At 56.4% G+C, this 19,530-nt stretch carries 9 protein-coding genes; 5 read left to right on the plus strand and 4 right to left on the minus strand.

The features are described 5' to 3' along the window. Positions 1 to 23 precede the first annotated feature (23 nt). Together AC3A5O_RS06975 and AC3A5O_RS06980 are read right to left on the minus strand one after the other, a co-directional pair. A complete protein-coding gene (locus AC3A5O_RS06975) occupies positions 24 to 776 on the minus strand; it encodes a fimbrial biogenesis chaperone (RefSeq protein WP_487752999.1) in 753 nt (250 codons plus the stop codon). 82 nt (positions 777 to 858) lie between these two features. Beyond that, complete coding sequence (locus AC3A5O_RS06980) at positions 859 to 1,410, minus strand: fimbrial protein (protein ID WP_122569208.1); 552 nt, start codon at positions 1,408 to 1,410, stop codon at positions 859 to 861. A gap of 396 nt (positions 1,411 to 1,806) precedes the next feature. Between AC3A5O_RS06980 and AC3A5O_RS06985 the strand changes: the two genes are divergently transcribed. Next, on the plus strand, positions 1,807 to 3,273 hold the full coding sequence (locus tag AC3A5O_RS06985; protein WP_487753000.1) for a hypothetical protein: 1,467 nt from the start codon (positions 1,807 to 1,809) through the stop codon (positions 3,271 to 3,273). A gap of 75 nt (positions 3,274 to 3,348) precedes the next feature. Here AC3A5O_RS06985 and AC3A5O_RS06990 read toward each other — a convergent pair whose 3' ends face one another. Together AC3A5O_RS06990 and AC3A5O_RS06995 are read right to left on the minus strand one after the other, a co-directional pair. Next, on the minus strand, positions 3,349 to 8,385 hold the full coding sequence (locus tag AC3A5O_RS06990; RefSeq protein WP_487753001.1) for an RHS repeat domain-containing protein: 5,037 nt from the start codon (positions 8,383 to 8,385) through the stop codon (positions 3,349 to 3,351). Positions 8,386 to 8,442: 57 nt separating this feature from the next. Beyond that, positions 8,443 to 9,018, minus strand: coding sequence for a hypothetical protein (locus AC3A5O_RS06995; RefSeq protein WP_487753002.1), 576 nt, complete (start codon positions 9,016 to 9,018; stop codon positions 8,443 to 8,445). Positions 9,019 to 9,179: 161 nt separating this feature from the next. Between AC3A5O_RS06995 and AC3A5O_RS07000 the strand changes: the two genes are divergently transcribed. From AC3A5O_RS07000 to AC3A5O_RS07015, 4 genes are all read left to right on the plus strand, one after another. Beyond that, a complete protein-coding gene (locus tag AC3A5O_RS07000) occupies positions 9,180 to 10,694 on the plus strand; it encodes a hypothetical protein (RefSeq protein WP_487753003.1) in 1,515 nt (504 codons plus the stop codon). A gap of 40 nt (positions 10,695 to 10,734) precedes the next feature. Next, complete coding sequence (locus tag AC3A5O_RS07005; protein WP_487753004.1) at positions 10,735 to 13,419, plus strand: hypothetical protein; 2,685 nt, start codon at positions 10,735 to 10,737, stop codon at positions 13,417 to 13,419. A 167-nt stretch (positions 13,420 to 13,586) separates the two neighbouring features. Continuing rightward, positions 13,587 to 15,995, plus strand: a complete 2,409-nt coding sequence (locus AC3A5O_RS07010) for a hypothetical protein (protein ID WP_487753005.1) — start codon at positions 13,587 to 13,589, stop codon at positions 15,993 to 15,995. An 82-nt stretch (positions 15,996 to 16,077) separates the two neighbouring features. Beyond that, entirely contained in the window at positions 16,078 to 19,473 is a 3,396-nt protein-coding gene (locus tag AC3A5O_RS07015) for a hypothetical protein (RefSeq protein WP_487753006.1), read from the plus strand. Positions 19,474 to 19,530: the final 57 nt, after the last annotated feature.

Here is a 19,530-nt window from a genome sequence, read left to right on the forward strand (position 1 = left end):
TCCAGCGATAAAGGCGCGGGGTGTCAGGGGTGCAGTTCAATGGCCATGGGCGCTGGACTGATACGCGCGCCGTAATCGTCCACTGCGGAGAAACTCACCTGCAGGTCGGTGGCCGGTTTGATCTCCTCCAACTTATAGGTCTGGCTCGACATCGGGTAAGCCATGGCCGGGCTGTTGAAGACTTGCCGCTGGCCCTTGCCGCTGACTTCAATACGCAGGAAGGACACATGGAACGGGCTCGGGTTGGCGACGGCCAGATAGGCTTGGCCGTCGACCTGTCTGAGCGACCATCGCAAATCCTTCAGGCGCAGGCTGGGGTTTTCCTTGAGTTGCACGGGGCGATGGAACACTTTGATCCGCGTGCGCAGGGCGATATTCAGCACGTTGGTTTCGGTGCTGTCAGCTTGGGGGATTTCCTGAACATTAAAGAAGAACAGCGATTCGCGATCCGTGGGCAAGTCATTTGGAAGGCGATTGATTTGCACCTGTTGCTCCTTGCCTGGATCCAGGCGAAACAGAGGCGGCGAAGCCATAAAAGGTACGGCGGTGGTGGTGTCGTCGCTTTCGGTATTGACCCAGGTTTGCACGGCATAGGTTTGCTGGCTGGGATTGCTGACGATCAGCGCGGCGCTGCGTTGGTCGCTGGTAACGACTACCCGCGTGCCATTGATGCTCAAGGCCGCCTGGCTGCTGGGGATCTGGGCGAACAGCCCGAGAACCAGCAGGCCAGCGGTGCGTGCTTTGGCGTAAATAGAGGAAGTTTTCGGGCTTTGCATAAAACGGATACCTTGGGCCTAGCCACCCGAGTAGGGAGCTGACGCGTGCCGAGGTCCCCGGCTTGCGCCGGGGGATTGCGGGTTAGGTGATGTTGACGATAAACGCCACTTCAACCTGGGCCGCACCGGTGCCCACCGCTGTAGCGGTGGATTTATAGGCGGCGGTAAAGCGCATGTCGGTCGGATTGGTGTCATCCAGCGTATAGTCGGCGGATTCCGTGCCATAGCCGATCAGCACACCCTTGTTGTCCTTGATCGCCAGACCCAGCCCGCTGGCATAACCGCCGCCTGAACGCAGAGCGTGAAGGGTGTTGCCGGTACCCGTCGCGCCGTGTACGCCAGTGAATTTGACGGTGGCGCTGGTGGGCGAGGTGCAGCCCGCACCCGGGGTTACGCGCATGGCGAAATCGCGATGCCCGCCTTCGTCACCGATGGTCGCGAACTGACTGCTGGCAACGCGTCCCAGACGCACCAGGTTGCCTGGGGCGCCGGTTTCCGGGTTGATGATTTCAATCGGGCAGGTGATGTCGGTGATCATCCCTTCGAAGTTGATGGTGCCGGTGGTGGCAGAGGCAGAAGTGGCGGCCATGGCCAGCAGCATGCCCAATGGAAGTGCGTAAAAGGATTGCTTCATAAAGAGATTCGACCTGAAAGGGAAGTAGGATTTTTTGTGGGACAGCCGGTATTAACTGCACTGTCCGCGAATGTTTTGCCAAACCGGCTATGTGCTTGGGGCAACTGCAGCAGGCTTTAACGGGCAAGCTCAGAGCTTAGGGTTTTGCCATAAGCCGTGATGAGTTTGCGGGGCGGGACTCTATGGATTTTTCTTACAGGTCGATATCGGAATGTAAGACTTTTTTTGTAGGACGTTTCGTCTTTGTTGGCTGGGTCAAAACTTGTTTGTCAACCTAGTAGTTCTGTTAGTACACATTTGCAGGGGGAAGTGTTAAACGTGTCTCGTTGTGTGACGGCTAATGGATAAAATGGTCTCTTCATCGACCTGATCTTTCCTGCTCGAAGGAGAACGGCAATGGCTGATAACCATCCTCGCGCTCGGCTCTTGAACAAGCCGATCGTGTCTGTATTGTTGCCTGATAGTTCTGACTGGGATGAAACGGGTTTGTTGCCTGCTAACTTGGCGAATAAACCATTGACGGTTGAGATTCCTGCCTGGGTCTCTATTCCGAAAGATGAAACAGATCGTTGCTATTTGCGCGTCTATTGGAATAACGGCAGCCGGCCGGTTTATGAAAAGGTATGGGCACCGAGCGAATTTGGGAGTGATGACAAACCGCCTCCCGCTGATTTGTTTTTCGATCTGGAGGCGCAGCACGTCATACATGGTGTGCATGAATTGCGTTATGAGGTGACGTTGTTCAATGGAAACTGGGATCCCTCTGAGGCACTCACGGTTACCATTGACGAAATCCCCCCCGACCTGGGCAGTGACCCCAGGCTGATTTTCGACACCACCCAAGTGACCAGCCAGTATCTGGATGCCAACGAAGACAAGTTAATGGGGGATGTTCCAGCATATGGTGGTGGAGCGCCTGGTGATGTCATCTCCTGGTACTGGAGCAAGGTTTCGTTTCCGGTAACGCCCGCCGATAAAGTCGATTCGCGGACGCTGTATCGCGGCGAAAGCGGCCAGCCGGCGCCGGTTGAATTTCCTGGCAGGGTCATTCGTGATAGTGGCAATGGTCAACTGTACGCGATATATGAAGTCAGCGATCGGGCAGGCAATGTCTCCATTTCTCGCGAGAAGAGTCTGGATGTCAACATTCGCCCACCGACCCCGCGCAAATTTCCCACGGTCAAGGAAGCGACGAATTCGCCCACCGGCACCGGCATATTGAACCCATTCAATGGCGGCTCAGGGGTGACCGTGGTGGTGCAGGCCTCCGAGGTCGACCCCGGCGACGAGGTGACCGTGGACTTCATCGGCCTGGGCGGCGAGGACGGTATCGGCTCCATCAAAGGGGTACGGCCGATCAGCGCCGGTGGGTTGGAGTTTGCCATTCCCGCGGCGGTGGTCGCGGCGAATATCCGCGTGGATGCCGCCGACCGGCGCACGGTGGAAGCCTATTACTGGGTCGGCAATGCCCCCCAGCATTCGGCGATCTACACCCTGACCATCAACCCCTTCGCCGCCGACGCGCTGGGGCAGGTGCAATGCCGCCAGGCGCAGGTGGGCTCGCCGGCGACGATCTCCAAGCAGCAGGTACCCACAGAGGGCGCGGACCTGGAGATCGAAAAATGGATCTACCAGGCCCGGGGCCAGCGCATGAATGTGTGGGCCATGGCGGGGGGCGTGCGTACGGATTTTTTGCGAGGAGAACCCCATGGTGTCGACGGGACTTTCAGTACCAAGATAGCCAAGGACTTTGTGGACAGGCAGGCGCTTAACTCCACGTTTACGCTTTATGCCAGTGTGAGTTTTGATCAGGGGCAGGGTTATATTGCTTTTAAGAGTTTGGCGTTGAAAGTGGTTGCGTAGTTGCAGCACAAAAAATCACCCGGAAGGTAGCTTCGCGGGTGATTTTTCAGAAATGGATTGAGTGCTCAGGGTTGGTTACGCTCCGAGAGCTCTTATGATAGTTCTCAATTTTTCAAATTGCTTTGTGAGTGTTCCAACTCCTTGGGATGGCATACCTGCTGTTTTGTAAGAAAGATCTGCACCTTGGATTGGAGCAAAAACTCCCCTTCGTCCTATGTCGGGGCCCTGGGCTGTCCCAGGAACTGCGGTCATGCCACCGCCACCGCCACCACCGCTACTGTTCCCTGCATCACTCGTAACCACGGCGCCGCTTTTTTTAGGTTTCGGAGGCGGCACAGGCCTTGGGCCTGAGCCTGGATAATCGGGGGGCGGTATAGGGGGGAGTGAGTTTGCTCTTGTTAGGGTTGGTTGATTGGGAGCAGTGGCCTGCCGAGATGCGGGCTTTTTGAAACGATTGAGTATTAGCCCCGTATTTCCTGATCCTTCATTGGCTGCACCAACGGCCGCGGCTGCAGCCCCGGCCCCGTCATCAGGTTTCATCTTGTTTATGACTCCCGTTATGTCTTGTATGTTTGTAAAGCTTTTCTTCACTTGGGCATGCCAACTCGCCTGGGCAGCCGCTGCTTCCGCAGCTTTCGCCGCTGCGCCTACGGCCCGCCAGAGCCCCCACAAACCAAACGCCACATCCACCCCGCCAGAAATCACCGAACTCAACGCATGCTTTTCCCGATCCTTCAGTCGGGTGGCATGGGTGGCCGCGATGCCTTCATAGACGCCGTACGCACCGAACCCGACCCCCACCAAGGTGAAGGTGCTCGTGACCCCAATGGCAAGTGCGCCAACCGGCGGGGCGATAACCACCGCCGCGATTGAAAGGGCGATGCCTATCGCTGAAAGCGTCGCCCCCAAAAAACCCAACCAATTCATCTTACGATTGGCATGTCCGGTGGGGTCGACAAAATTGATCGGGTCGCCCGCCGTATACATGTAGGGATTGATCCCTCCGGCATCGAATGGGCTGAGTGAATCCGGGCTGTGAAAGCACATCAGCGCAGGGTTGTAGACACGGTAGCCGCGGCCCAGCAGGTACCAGCCACTGAGCTCGTCGCGCACTTCGCCGTTAAAGCCCAACAGGCATTGCAAGTCGTCTTCGGGGCGGCGTTCGCCATAGGCGCCATACACGGCCTTGCGCAGTTCACCCTGGCCGCTCTCGGCCAGCACGCTGTTTTTCGCGTCGGTCAGCAGCAGCAATGTCTGCTCGGGATCATCCTGCAGCTGTTGGCCCAGCGTTTGGTCGGCGGCGCTGAGCACGTGAATTTTCCGCTCGCCTTGTTCCGTCCGGGTCAGGCTGTCGTCATCGTAGAACCGCAAGGTTTCCGCTTGGGATTGGCGCGTGACGCCCAGCAAGTGGTTGTGCGCGTCGTAACGGTACTGGCTGACGGTGTTACCGCCGCTGTCAGTGACACGCAGTAAACGCCCCTGACTGTCGTAGTTCAGGCGTTGGCCGTTTTCATCATGTTTCAGGCGGCCGTCCTCGTCGTACTCCAGTTCGACGCTGCGGGGGTAATCCTCATGGGTATGGGTGATCCTGACCAGTTGGCAGGGATCGTCGTCGCCTGCAAAAAAACGCTCGATATCGTCACGGCTACCGTCTTCAAAACGGGTGTAGACCTCGGTGATATTGTCCAGGGCATCGAAGGCGAAAAGCTGTTCAACGATGGCATTGCCATAACGGTCCTTGGGCAACTCGGTGCCTTCGCAGTTGTATTGCACCAGGCGTCCGCGCGGGTCGTAGTCGAAGGTTTCCAGCAATTCGGTTGCATCGCCTGCTTGCAGGTGGCGGCTTTGCAGCTTGCTATCGGCCCGGTAAGTTTGGCTGATGGTGCGGTCCGGGTGGCCACCGCTCAAGCTCATCTGGCGCATGGTTTCCCGGCCCTGGTCGTCAAAGGTCAGCCGCGTCTGCAACTCCTGCCGGCTATGGGCATTGCGCGTGGTGATCAGGCTGATCTGGCCCAGGCTGTCGTATTCGAAGGTGGCGCTGATCTGGCCCTGTGTCACCGTCTTGGGCCGGGCTTTTTCATCGTAGCTGTAGGTGCAGGGCAAACCGTCGTTATTCGCCCGGGACAGCGGACGACCCTCCCGGGTATGGGTGTAGTGGGTTTCCCATAACTTGCCCGAGCGTTTCTCCGTCCAGCTCTCGTGGCGCAGTTGGCCGGTGGAGCTGTAGTCGAAGCTGTGCTGGCCCTGGGTGTTTTCCGAAAGCGTCAGTTGTGCGCTCCGGGGGTTGTAGTTGAAGCTCGATTGCTCGTCCGGGGCGATGCTGGACACGGGGCTGCCGGTCAGGCCCAACTGGTATTCGTAGCTGATGGATTGTTGGCTGGCGGTGATCTGGGTGTCGACCTGGAGTTGCCCGCCCTTGTAGTGGAATTGCTGCACGCGCGGGCCGACTTTCAGGGTGGTCCGGCGATCCAGCCCATCGAACATCTGCAGGCCCATGCAGGTGGTGGTGCCGTTGGCGATCACGTCCAGGCCCACGGGCAGTTCGTCGCCGCTGTGCCGGGCATAGGTGCGCTTGAGCTCGGTGTAGTCGGGCAGGGTGGTGGTCTGGACCCGACCAAACAGGTCGTAATCAAAGCGAGTGGATTCACCCATCGGATCGATTTGTTCGACACAGTTGCCCAGGCCGTCATAAAGAAACTGCACTTCGCTGACCAGCCCGTCCCCAGCGTCCAGGGCCTCGATTTTATCTTCCTTGCCAAACCGGTTGAGGGTCATACGGGTCTTGCCGGTGATCTTCGGCGGCGTTTCGGTACTTTGGCTCCAGCTGCACAGGGTCTGCGTGGGTGGGTCGTTTTCGGTGACCTGCGCCACGCCATCGGCACCGATCACCTTGTATTGCTCGCCCCAGGTGTCGTACTCGAAGAGGGTGGTCAGGGCAACGTCCTTGGCGCCTTCCCAGTCCGTACGGGTTTCGCTGGTCAGTTGCCCCAAGTGGTTGTACGTCGCTCGATAAGTTTCGCGAAACGCCGTTGAATCGCCCCCCCAGCCATCGGCATCCTGGCGTTCGACTTTCAATACGCGGTTCAACCCATCCAGCCAGGTCACGGTCTCGACGCCGTTGACGTCCAGCAGTCGTTGGTGCGCCTGCTGCTCCGGCCCGTTGGCCAGTGTATAGCCATAGGTACGACTGGCCTGGTAGGGGGTATTCGGCGCTGCGGTTTCTTCGATGACCCGGCCCAGGTGATCGTATCGGTAGAGCACTTCGGCACCGACGTCATCGGTGCTGAGGGATTTGCTGCCGTTGGGCAAGGCGTATTCTTCGTGGATCACTTTGCGAATCGGCGCATCGGGTTGGTCGTCATAGCCAATCAGGGTGGTTTGCGTGTGCATGACCATCCCCCCGGTCCGGGTGCCCGGGGCGATGCTATAGGCATATTCGGTGGTGGTCAGGGTATCGGCCTGGCCATGCAGGGTTTGCAGCATTTTGCTGAGCAGGCCGTGCCACTGCTCTGTCGGGGTGTTGATGTACTCATGGGTGATACACCGCAACTCGGTTTGCGGCTGCTCATCCACCACTTGGAACAGGGTTTCGTCGTTCAAGGCCAGCCAGCGTCCGATGCCGCCGACGCCGGGGTATTCGACGTAGCGATACTGGGTTTGCAGGGTCGGTGCATCGCCGTAGTCGGAAGGCGCCGGGGTGACGGTCTTGCTCTTGATATGGCGCACGAAGCCTTGCGGATCCGCCGGGCAACCGTCCTCCTCTTCAGAGCCGTACCAGGTGCTGGTTTCAGTCACGCCATTGGCATTGACCTGTACCAGCAGGTTGCCGAAATCATCGTAGGTACGCGTCACCACCTCGCTATACCGAGGGAGCGTCGTGCTTGCGTTGCGCCAGGTCTGGGTGATGCTTTTCGGCAGTTGGTAATACGCCGGTTGATCGCTGAAGTCATCCAGCGGGTTGGCGTAGTATTCGGTCTCGGTGACCAGCAGGGTGTCATCCTTGTCCGGGAGGTTGGCTTTCTGCGAAATTTCTTCGAGCACCAATAGATGGTAGCGATTGAACACTCGACGGGTGGTACGCGCCGGTTTGTCGCTGACGGCGTCCCAGAGAATCTCTTTGGTTTCATACCGGTAGTTGCGCACCACACCATCGCGGAAAAGGTTGTCCAGGCCATTGTCACTCCAAGTGACGCCACTGCCATGGCCGAGGAAGTTATTGCCGGTGCGGTCGTACTCGTAGCGGGTTTCGATGACGGGTTGGTCAAAGCCCGGGTCGAGCTTGTGCGACTGTACCCGCGGCAGGGTGAGGTCGCTCATGCCGGGAAAGGCATGGTGGGTGCCTGAGTAGGTGACGGTTTCATGGCCGCCGGAGGGGGTATGGACTTTCTTGAGCAGGGTCAGGCCGCTCAGGGGGATGTATTCAAAACGCCAGGAACCCTTGTTCTCGGTAGGCAGGCCCTCGTCTTCGATGGGCAAGTCGATGCTCCTGGTTTCACCGCCGAGGATGTTCAATACGAACACGGCTTCCTGCGTGCTTCCGGGGTACAGCTTGATCTCCAGGTTGCCGTTGCGCGTCAGGCTCAGCAGTTCCGTGTCGTCGCTGTTAAGGATCTTGCTCAGTAGCGGGGTCGTGCCGAACGCGGCGTATTCCAGCGTCACGCTATACCCCTGGGGCGAGCGCATTTCCACCGGCATGGCGAACTGGCCCTGGCCGACCTCGAGAATCTCCACCAGCCCGGACTTATGCTCGATCCGGTAGCGCTTATTGCCCAAGTCATGGAAATGAAAGGAGTCGAGTTTCTTCTCCGGAATCTCGATCCCATCCGGTCCCGAGTTGACCTTGAAGTTTTCCCCGGTATACAGCGAGATGATCCGGCGGTTGGGATCATAGTGCGAAAGTTGCAGGCTCCAGCCCTTGCCGAAACCGCTGTCGGTACGGTTGAGCGGATTGAAGTTCAAAGGCAATGGCACCGTCGGGCCACAGAGATTATTCGCCTTGAGTTCGGGCAAGGAGATGGCGCACGTGTATTGTCCGGTCCGTGGGTCGACCTGGCTGAGGATAAAGTTCAGGAAGTTGAAAGCATTGGAAGGTACGGAGGTCGGAGTGGTCATGAACTTGTCCTCGTTGAAAACAGAGCAATGGCGGTGCCGGTCAGTCCACGGTGGTGATCAGTTGGCGGGTTGTGAGCGTTCGATATGAACGCAGCTAAGCCGTTCGTTGAGATTCTTGTGGGCGAGGCCAGTACCCACGAAAACGGACGGGGGGGCGGGTAGGGGCGGGTTGGGATCGACGCGCAGATTTTTTCCCGCAATCAGCTCTCCCGGACGCAGGTTGCGCAAGGCATCGATGGAAAGCGTCACGCCAGCCCAGTGTGTGGGTTGCTTGACGGTTTTCAGCTTGAAGTAAAAACTGTCTTGGTCAGTTATTCCATCCGAGCAGGATTCGTTTTCATAGAATTGAATCTTGGTTGCCGAGGGCACGTTTTCCAGCCAGAAATATGAAACCATATTGTTTTCGCAATATTCGTCGGGGTCGTTGAAATGGAACCTCTTCTCGGTTTCTGGTATGGGCAACGTGCACTTTTCCTCGCCCTTATCATTCTGAAAATGGATGGTCCCGAAGGAGGATTTTGTAGATGTAGAGTTGTCCCGTTCGGGCGCAACGCACGCAACGGTGGCGAGACCACTGAAACTAATAAGCGTTATCCAGGCACACGCTCTCAACACTGATTTACGCGAGTTCATTGTCGGATACCTCTATTGACCGGAGCGGCTTGAAGGGCGGTTGTACGGTTGCCTTCTGGTCGAATCTAGCACCGGTCGGCACCTTTGGAACCTAGTAGTTCTGCTAGTACCTGAGTGGATGGCGCAGGCGTATAAATAAAAAAACTCAGGTAGTTGCGTGGATGAATCGTTCACGTATCGGCATGGTTTCGAAAGGTGGCGATATGACCAATAGCAACGAGCAAACGGCGAACAATACGCCGGCCGGCCCTGGCCGGGATGGCCTGTTACCCGCCCCGCAGATCAAGGAATCCCATGACCTGCAACTGGATCCCGACACGATCGATGGCAGCATGACCGTCGCCGTCGTGCCCTATGGTGGTATGGCCAATGGGGATGTGGTCCGCTTGCTGTGGGTGGGCACCCGGGCCGATGGTAATCCCGGCCCCACGGTCAATTTGCCGATCAAGACCTTGAGCGACAGCGATACCGACCCCAGCAACAACCCCGGTTCGGTACTGAACTGGTCTGTATTGAAAACCAACGCCGTAGCGGTGCGTGGAGGCTCGATCAGTCTGCACTACGAGATCACCCATGCAGCCCCAGGCACCCAGGTCGATAGCGAGTCGGCGCAACGCATCATCCAGGTCATCCCGCCCAGTGCCGCTGAGCTTGCCGCGCCCACCATCAAGGATCTGACCGGTAGCGTCATCAACCCCGGTCAGTTCCCTGAAGGCATCCGGGTGGTGGTGACGCCTTATCCGGGGATTCGCGCGGGAGACGATTTGCTGGTGTATGGCACGCGCACCGGTTTGGGCAGCGGGCCGAACAAGAACACCATCCAGTACCTGAAGATCGACCAGGCGATGATCGACAGTGGTCGGATCGAGGTGCCGATCCCCGTCCAGTGGTTGCACGACAATCAGGGTGGTTCCGTGAGCGTGCGTTACCAGTATGGGCGCGACGATGCCGCCGGCTCCGGCGTGCCCTTGGCACTGACGATCCGCGAGCCCCTGGTCTTGCCGACCCCGACCGTCGATAACAGCGTGGTCACCGAAGGCCGCGATGAGCTGAACCCGATCCAGGCCATCAGCGGTGCCTATATCACCATTCCCTCGGCCGCCACCATTGGTGACGACGATGTGGTGATTGCCCATTGGAAAGGCTTTGGTGCCAGTGGCTCGTATGACGCGCAAGAGGCCGAGCCGTCGAACCCGTTGAAGTTCAAAGTCCCGTCGACGGTATTGCCACCGAACTTCGGCAAGACGGTCGAGGTGACCTATAGCGTTTCCGGCCAGGAGGCCCAACCGCCCTTGCAGCTGTATATCCGCGAGCTGGCCAGCCACCCGGATATCACCTGTGAAGGCGCGCAGGTGGGGTCGCCGGCGACCTTGAAGTTGTCCGATATTCCGCCGGGCGGGGCCCTGTTGAGTCTCAGTCGCTGGTCATTCATTTCCACCGAGCAAACGGTACGGCTATGGCTGACGGCCAGCAGCGTTACCGAGCGCGACATCATTCCCCTTCGTCCGGTCTTGCCCGCCGAGACGAGCACCGGTGTCACGGCTCGGCTGATGACCACGCACCTGACGGGTATCGCGGCGAATTCGGTGTTCACCTTGCGCGCCAGTGTCAGTTTCGATGGTGGGCATTCCACCGTCGTGTTCAAGAATCCGCTGCAACTGAAACTGTTGGATTGACTTCGCACATTGCCTTTCACGGGCCTGGGAAGATTGAATCATGAGCAAGATGTCATTGACGCAGTTGGTCGCCGAGATGCAAGGCAAGTCCCTGACCTGTGGTTGGGACGCCGTGGTGCTCTACGACCAACGTAAGACCAATGAATTGCTCATGCAGCTGTACATCGAGCGGATCAACAGCGAAAACGGTTATATCGAACCGATGTCCATGATTATTGGCTGGGGGGAGGGGGCACCGTACAAGGAATATATCTATGACTTGAGGCTCAGTGCGCCGCGCCTGTCGTTTGAAAATGCCGACCCCAAGCTACCGGCCAAGGCGCGGCTGACCCTGGACATGATCGGCGGCATGATTGTCAGCGCCAAGAAGGAACCTGGCGGTCCCTTTTTCATATCGAGGTTGCTCAAGGTACTCCCCGTGGGCGGTCCGCAACTGTGGATGGACCAGCCGGTGACCAAGGCCACGGTCGACGGGCTGGGAGACGTGCTGATCGACCTGAAGAATGCCGAGAACTTCATGGCGAACTTCGTGCTCGGTCCGTTGGCGATGAAAGATGTCGGCAGCCGATTCAAGCAATACTTCGATGACAATATTCCCGCTGAGCTGAAGGTCTTTCCGTTGGGGCGTCTGGAGGGGCACTCGAACGGGATATTGACCCCGCAAAACTTCGAGGTCAGGGCGATGAAGGCTGACCCGCTTGCCCTGTTGGGTGACGAGCACTATGGCGAGGGGGCGCTGATGCTTTTCATTACCTTGCAGGGCGGGCACGACGGTGATCGTTATCCTGGTTCCGAAACGCCCTACCTGATTCCGGCCGACCAAAGCGGCAGCAAGTACACCGGGACACTGTTGTTGTCCAGCAAGGTATTGGCGGAAAAAATCCTTAAGCCTGCACTGGAGAGTTCCATTGGCAAGGGGCTGGCCTTGCGGGTCGTTTATCAGAGCCATGAGATTGCCACGACGCTGGAAGCGATCGCCGGTGGCAGCAGCATTGGTTTTAATACTGCGACGTATCTGTATTGGGATGCCGCCTTCCAGCGCGATGGTTTTACCAACAGCAAACTGGACCCCTTCGCCTATGAGTTCAGTTGGCAGGCCAGCGCCAGGAAAGGGTTGCAGGTCATTTATGGCACGGGCGCAAGCCTGACGATTTATTGGAGAGGCCAAGTCGCCGGGCAATGCAAAGTGCCGGCGACCAATGACCGGTACAACTTTGGCTATCACTGCAATTTCGAGATGGGGATGAAGCTCGAGGCCTCGCTGGATCAGGCGCGCCAACACGTAGAGCTGAACAAACCAGAGGTTTTTTTATTTGGGGTCGATACCGGCCTCAGCGGGAGTGCCGGTCATTATTGGAACATGGAAGGGGAGTCCGTTACCCGAAACCATATTCAAGACAGGGTCAAGTCGGTACTTCATGGTGTGGTCAACAAAATTGACATTCCATCGATCGAGACTTTCCTGCTGGGTAATCTGCTGTTTCCTAGCCATCACGCCTTGCACTTGAGCGAGGCGTTCGTTCCCGGCGATCTGGCGGTATTTGGTCAGATCGAACCCCTGCGCACCAACACTCAACTCACTCCGGTCAACTCGACGGTCGCGGCCGGTAGTGGCTTTCAATTCCGCTTGACGCCGACGCCGGCCAATATTACTTGGTCGGCACGGGATATCGATAGCCGGGTATCCCTGCCGCATGTCATCAGCTCCAGTGGCTACTTTACCGCGCCCCCCCTGGACCAGTTGCCCGAGGGTTTCCTTGCCATTGTGGTGACCGCGCGGGGCACCTTGGACGGCAAACCCGTGCAAAGTTCGGCACTGGTGTCGGTACTCGACAGCATGATCCTGACCAACCCCCTGTACGACAGTTGTAACCCTGGCGAAAGCAGGACATTGTCTGCCCAATCCCTGGACGACGGCACACTGACGTGGAATATCCTGACCCCGCAATGGGGCTCGACATTGACCCCGGTAGAGGGTGAACCGACCAAAAGAACGTATACCGCTGGCGGTAGCTCGGACGATGACGTGCCGTTTTCCCTGGACAAGATCGAGGTCAAGCAAACGTCCAATGGCCAGGTGAGCCACATCCATATCCTGATCCACAACCAGGCGGTCAGCACCCCCTTGTGGATTTCCGAGGCGAGTGAACCGGCCAGTGGCACGGTGCAGTTTGAGCTACGGCCCAGGGGGGAGCCGGTCGATCCTTCCCGGGTAATCTGGAAACTGCTGGGCGGGCCAGGCACTTTTGACGAGCGTACCGGGGTTTATCAGGAGCCGGCGTCCGTGGCGCCGAGCAGTTTTATCGTGGTGTCGGGTACGATCCCCGGTGAACTCCAGGATGTACAGGCCCTCGCCGCGATTCCATTGCCACTGAGCAAGTATGCAGAGCTGATGGACATACTGCAGGAGGATGCGCCTCCCCTTGATCCGGGACTCGAGAGACCGGCGATGCCAACCGGTTTTCGACTGACGCACAATAATTATTACCCCATCCAGTTCCAATGGAATGCTTCCAACCACGTCGCGAAGTACAGGCTTTATCGATGGTGGGTGCCAATCGCCGATATTACCGGAACAGAATATGTAGCAGCCAACGTACAGGGCTATAACCGTTTTCACCTACGGGCAGTTAGTGCAAACGGACTGTTGTCTGAACGAACGCCCTATGTCTACTTCTATCCGCCCGGTTATTTATCGAGCGAGCAGGAGGGAAATAGCAGTTAGAGCGCGCTAGCTCGGCAAGTAGTTGAACGGCTTCAGCTACTGCAGGATTTATTGGTGGTGATGTTTATATCGCGGTCTGTCATATGACACGCCTGGCATCGTGCGCCCTGGGTTTGGCATCACTCGACAGGCAGACGTAACTTTATTGGTGATGGGAGTGAACAGTCATGAGTAAATTGACGCTGACGCAGTTGGTCAACCAGATGCAAGGCAAGTCCCTGACTTATGGCTGGGACGCGATAACGCTTTACGATCAACGCAAGACCAATGAGTTGCTGTTTCAATTGTATGTCGAGCGTTTCAATAGCGAAGATGGTTATATCGAACCGGTTACCATGGAGGGCAGATGGGGAGACGGTTCTTATACCGAGCATATGTTTAATCTTAAACTGGGGGCGCCGCGGCTGTCGTTCGAAATCTCCGATCCCGACTTGCCGGTGGCAAAGACGCGCCTGACCATGGACATGATCGGCGGAATGATAGTCAGCACAAAAAAATTCTCGGGAAACAGACTTTTCGTTTCCCGGATATTAAAGGTAATGCCGGTAGGCGGTCCGCAACTGTGGATGGATCAGCCAGTGACCAAGGCGAGGGTCACTGGATTGGGCGACGTCTTCATCGACTTGCGCGATGCCGATAACTTCAAGGCCAACTTTGTGGTCGGTGAACTGGCAATGGCCGACGTAGGGAAACGTTTTGAAGAATTCATCAAGTCATTGGGGACTAAATTGTCATGGTTTCCTCTGGGACGGCTTGAGGGCGATATGAACGGTATTCTGACCCCAAATAACTTTGAAGTCCGGACCATGAAATCCGATCCCAACGCATTGTTCGGGGACGAACAATATGGCGATGGTGCCGTGATTCTGTACATTACCTTGAGGGAGGGCCAAGACGGCGATGAATATCTTAGTGCCCGAGATCCCTACCTGATTCCTGCTGATGGCAATGGTGAGAAATTTACAGGTGCCATGCTGCTGTCCAGCAAAATCCTTGCAAGCAAGGTTCTCAAGCCGGCATTGGAAACCTCTATCGGTAAAGGGTTGGTACTGAGAGCGGTGGATACTGGCAAGGATAGGGCGACGACGCTGGAGGCCATAGCTGGCGGGGCAGATATTGGTTATGACACGACATTCTATCAGTATTGGTACGCCCCCTCCCAGAGCTTCGGTTTTACTAATAGTAAGTTGGATCCGTTCTCTTATGTTTTTAGAAAAGTCGACTTCTCTTCAACGGGTTTGACAGTGGATTATGGTACCGCTGGCAGCATGGTTATTGACTGGAAAGGTATTGTGTCAGGTCGATGCAAAGTACCAGCAACTAATCCGAAACATGATTTTGACTATAGCTGTAATTATTATATGGGGATGAATCTTGATACCGCGTTGGATAGGGAGTCTGGTCATGTAGAACTAATAAATTCAGGTATTTTACATATGGATGCCGTTACCACCTTTCATGGATCTGCTGATTATTTTTGGAACCTGGAGGGTGAGGCCGAGACGAAAAATTTCATTAAACACAGGATCAGCTCAACGATTTCCGATGTGGTTGAAAAAATTGAAATACCGTCAATTGACACCTTCCTGATCAGGAATCTTTTATTCCCAGGTCACAATGCCTTGCACCTTAGCGAAGCATTCGTTCCCGGTGACTTGGCGGTATTTGGCGAGATCGACCCGTTGCGCACAACGATCGTCCTGTCACCGGCAAACTCGACAATCGAGGCGAACAGGGGGCGTATTCAATTCAACGTGAGCCCAACGCCCACCAATCTCACCTGGACGGTCCAAGATGTTGACAGGCAAGTCAGCATGCCGGAACTGATCAGTTCAACCGGTTATTTTACCGCCCCGGAAGCGGACCAATTGCCCGATGGCTTTCTTGCGGTCGTGGTGACTGCCGAAGGGATCTTGAACGGAGTAACAGCAAAAAGCTCGGCACTGGTCACCGTTCTCAGTAGCGCGATCGTTGCCAACCCCCTGTATGACGCCGGCGACCCTGGTGAGATCAGAAGATTTACCGCTGAATCGGTGAATGGTGGAACTCTGCAGTGGAAGCTTCTCACGCCGCAATGGGGCTCGACGCTGTCACCGATACCAGGTGAGCCCAACCAGCATAACTACGTCGCGGGGCCGGGTGGCACGGATCCCCTGATAGCGTTTTACATGGACAAAATTGAGATAAAACAAGTAGTCGAGGGCGTGACGACGAACTCCTATATCCATTTCCTGATCACCAAACTCGGTGTCAACACGAGCATGTACATTTCCGAGGAGAGCGATCCTGCCAGCGGCAATGTGCGGTTTGAAATGCGGGGCAAGAACGGCCCGATAGACCCTTCAAGGGTGATCTGGACATTCCACGGTGGGGTGGGAACCTTTGACGATCAGACCGGCGATTACCAGCAACCGGCGTTTGTCCCGCCGGGCAGCCTGGCTGTGATTTCGGGTACGGTTGAGGGCTTTGACCTGGACACCCACGCCCTCGCTGCCATTCCGCTGCCACTCGATAAGTATATCGACTTGGTCGGCAACACGAAAAAGCCCCTCGAGGCCGATCAGGACCTTGACTGACCTAAGCGAAGAATACCGCCCCCCGGCAAGTTCTTTTCGCTAACGCTCACCGCTGGCTGTTTGTTTATTGAAGGTGAAGGCCATGACAACGTATTCATTAGATGCACTGACGAACAGGATGAAAGGCAAATCGGTCACACTCGGCTGGGACGCGGTGGTCTTCATGAATCGAGCCAAGGTCAACAGCCTGTTGGAACAACAATATATTACCCGCTTCAATAAGGAGAGCTTTCTCAAGCGTATCTTCGGTGCGCCGTTCATGACGCCGGATAAGAGTGAATACCTGGAGATAAGCGGGTTGATCCTCAGCCATCCGCGCTTGAGCTTTGAAAAAGCCTCGTTGCGTAACTCACGCGCGACCGCGACCATGGACATTGTTTCAGGTACCGTCTCCTATGTACGCAAGGGGTCCGGCCAATTACCCGGGGCGGTTCTCTACAGTTATGTGGTCGGCGCCAACCAGGGTTACACCATGACGATGGATATTGACCTGGCCGCCAGTCGCGGCACGGTCAATGAGCAGGGCAAGGTCATTGTCGATATCGGCGATGGCTACAACTGCCGTTGCAACCTGGTCAACGAGAGCCGGGCCCAGGAAATCCTGGGCGATTTCTTCAAGGCTTTGTTTCTTGAACAAAAACCTGAAGACCGGATGTATGAGCTGGGCATGCTTGACCTGCGCGATGTCGATCTGCTCGCACCGCGCTCATTTCTGATTCGTACCATGGCCACGGACGAAGGCAAGAACCGTGCGTCCGACGACTACGGTGAGGGCGCCGTGGTGCTGTTGGTCAGGACCAAGGGCAACCCGCAGGAGGGCGGTGATCCGGGTGAAGGCGCGTTGGATTATCTGATTCCCGATGATCGACATCCTGCAACCGGTAAGGCGTTGTACTCGGGATCGTTGGTGTTGGCCAGTCGTGTGGTGTTTGACTGGTATGTGCAGTACGCCGTCGAAAGAATGACTGGCAACGGTGTTACTTTCGAGCGGATTTATGAATCGAATTATACTGCTCGATCGCTCCAAGCCGTTACCGGGGCATTACCGTTGCCCGGATATTTGCATCGTTGGTATAACTCGCCAGGGCGAAAAGAAAGTGTAGCGAGTGAAGGGGAGCACAAACTCACGTTTTACAACGCAGATAGCGCATACGCTTTACGTATTGTCGCAACGCAAGATGCGGCGCTGCAAATGAGGTGGTCAGGACTGCAGCTTCAGCCCTTTGTAGTGCATATTTGGGATTTTACCTGGCTGGATGACTACTATTATTCAGATGTAGAAGTTACCCATGATGTAGATATTACGTTTGATCCTCAGGTGGACGCTTCAAATAATACGCTGACCTTTAAGGTGCGACCTTTGGTTGCCAGTTTTTCTTTTAACAGTAGGCCTCTGATAGATAGCTATACGAATATAGAGTTCTGGCAGGGGGTTTATAAGAATTACGACCCTTCGATGCAATCCATACTGAATCAGTACTCGGTGTTTTTTCGTGATACAGCACGATTCACAAGTTTTGGTATTCCCGAGATCAACGTTCTAGCCATCAGCAACCTACTGTTTCCTGAACGCAACGCCTTGCAATTAACCGAAGCCCGACTGCCTGGCGACCTACTGATGGTCGGCCATATCGATCCAAAGGAAACCACGTTCACTCTCGACCCCTTGCTGCCCGTGGTCAAGGCAGGCGACACACAAACGTTCACCATTCGACAGTTGGGTTATCGGAGCTCGGATGTCACATGGAGCGTGCGCAGTGTCGATGGCAGTCGTGCGGTGGGCACCATCACCAATGGCGAGTATCTGGCGCCGGACGTTCACTTGCTCGACGGCAGTGCCATACGCAATGTGGTCACGGCCAGCTACACCGATTCGACAACGGGCAAGGAAGTCACCGCCTCGGCCCTGGTCGTGGTGGTCCTGACCGGCGTGGTGGTCACGCCCTCGATGTTATTGATCGAGATGGACGATCGACGCCAGGTACGGCTCAAGGCCACCTCCGTGGGCGCCGGGCCGTTCCGCTGGACCCCGCGCAGCAATGTCGGTTCGTTGCATGTTGAGGGCGACGAAGCCGTTTATACCCCACCGTCGTCCGACCTGCCGGATCACACGCTCGAGGCGGTGCTGTTCGATGTCGAGGACACCAGCACTGGCGAGAAAGCCGTTGCCACGGTACTGCTGCGTCAAGGCCATTTCTCCTTGAATGTCACGCCAGCCCTGCACCCAGGGGTGCGCCCCAACGGTACTGCGCTGTTGACGCCGCCGAGCCCCCACCGCCCGGAACAGTTCACCTGGGAAGTGGTCGCCGGGGAGGGCACCATCGATCCGAAAACCGGCAGATTCACCGCGCCTGAGACAATCACGCTGCCCTACAGCGTGGTGAAGATCAGCAATATTGGTGAGTTTTTCGACCACTTCGGCTACAGCATCATCCACTTGTCCGATCACGCCCGGCAGTCGGAGTGGACCGACGCGGATATCTTCGATTTTGAAGTCAGCACCAAGCCCCCCACGGTGTATGCCAATGGCTTGCAACAGGCCAAGGTGACGGTGCGCTTCCAGCCCACGGGGGGCGGAATGGTGTCGGAAAGCGAGTTCGAGAGTATCAAGCTGGTCACGGCGGAACAGAAAGTTTCATTGCCGGAGGTGGGTGAGGACGGGGTGCCGGAAGGTGGGAAATGGCATTACACCGAAGCCCGCAATAGCTACGACCCTTACCCCCATCAAACGCCTGCATTGAACCAGGAGACGCAACAGAACAGGCCCAAAGGGATGGTGCTCAAGGAGTTCTTTGTCCAGACCCACAGTATTGAAGATTTGCGGGTGTCAGCGCGGATACGCAGTGACAGCTTCGCGACCCTCTACTCCAATCCGACGCCGGACGATTCGAGTGGCAGTAAAGTTGTCGATCTGTTCGCGGTGGAACCGCCAGAGGGGGGGGGTGGGGGGGTAACGGCCTTTACTTTCGAGACGCCTGGAGTGGAATGGCCGGTCCGTGTCAAAGGTGATAAGGACAATGAGAATGACCTGACTACGCTGGACTATTACTACCTGAAACTGATGATCAGGAACGTCCAGGTTCCCATAAGAAAAGTCCAGTTCGTCGGCAACTGCAGCATGGTGCGATGGGAAAGCGACACCACGCTCGAAGATGTCCACAGTATTACCGGGTATGCCATTGCCGGTGACGAGAATGAGAATAAAAAAACGATCCTGCACATCGATGAAGTTCTCTATAGGCGTTTGTTCGGTCAACTTGACGTGCCGGAGCAAACAGTTGATCCAGGAAACCCTGTCCCCTCTGGCGAAGTCCTGTTCAGCCTGCAACGTCGTGAGTTCTGGCGCTATGACCGTTACGCCAAGTCCGATTTCGACCGGGTTCTGGACGTGATCGTGTTTGACCGCTATGGCAACCGGCACAGTGTGAAAATCGGTTTCGAAGGAAGTAATCGAAACAAGCTCATGATTATCGGTTAGTCATACGCAAGTTCTTTTCGCTAACGCTCACCGCTGGTTGTTTATTTATTGAAGGTG

It is taken from the genome of Pseudomonas sp. Soil_N_39 (genome assembly GCF_057655955.1).

What these genes read in the sequence shown, in the direction of transcription:
- AC3A5O_RS06975 (WP_487752999.1), bottom strand. Translation starts at nt 776, where the DNA reads ATGCAAAGCCCGAAAACTTCCTCTATTTACGCCAAAGCACGCACCGCT.
- AC3A5O_RS06980 (WP_122569208.1), bottom strand. Translation starts at nt 1,410, where the DNA reads ATGAAGCAATCCTTTTACGCACTTCCATTGGGCATGCTGCTGGCCATG.
- AC3A5O_RS06985 (WP_487753000.1), top strand. Translation starts at nt 1,807, where the DNA reads ATGGCTGATAACCATCCTCGCGCTCGGCTCTTGAACAAGCCGATCGTG.
- AC3A5O_RS06990 (WP_487753001.1), bottom strand. Translation starts at nt 8,385, where the DNA reads ATGACCACTCCGACCTCCGTACCTTCCAATGCTTTCAACTTCCTGAAC.
- AC3A5O_RS06995 (WP_487753002.1), bottom strand. Translation starts at nt 9,018, where the DNA reads ATGAACTCGCGTAAATCAGTGTTGAGAGCGTGTGCCTGGATAACGCTT.
- AC3A5O_RS07000 (WP_487753003.1), top strand. Translation starts at nt 9,180, where the DNA reads ATGAATCGTTCACGTATCGGCATGGTTTCGAAAGGTGGCGATATGACC.
- AC3A5O_RS07005 (WP_487753004.1), top strand. Translation starts at nt 10,735, where the DNA reads ATGAGCAAGATGTCATTGACGCAGTTGGTCGCCGAGATGCAAGGCAAG.
- AC3A5O_RS07010 (WP_487753005.1), top strand. Translation starts at nt 13,587, where the DNA reads ATGAGTAAATTGACGCTGACGCAGTTGGTCAACCAGATGCAAGGCAAG.
- AC3A5O_RS07015 (WP_487753006.1), top strand. Translation starts at nt 16,078, where the DNA reads ATGACAACGTATTCATTAGATGCACTGACGAACAGGATGAAAGGCAAA.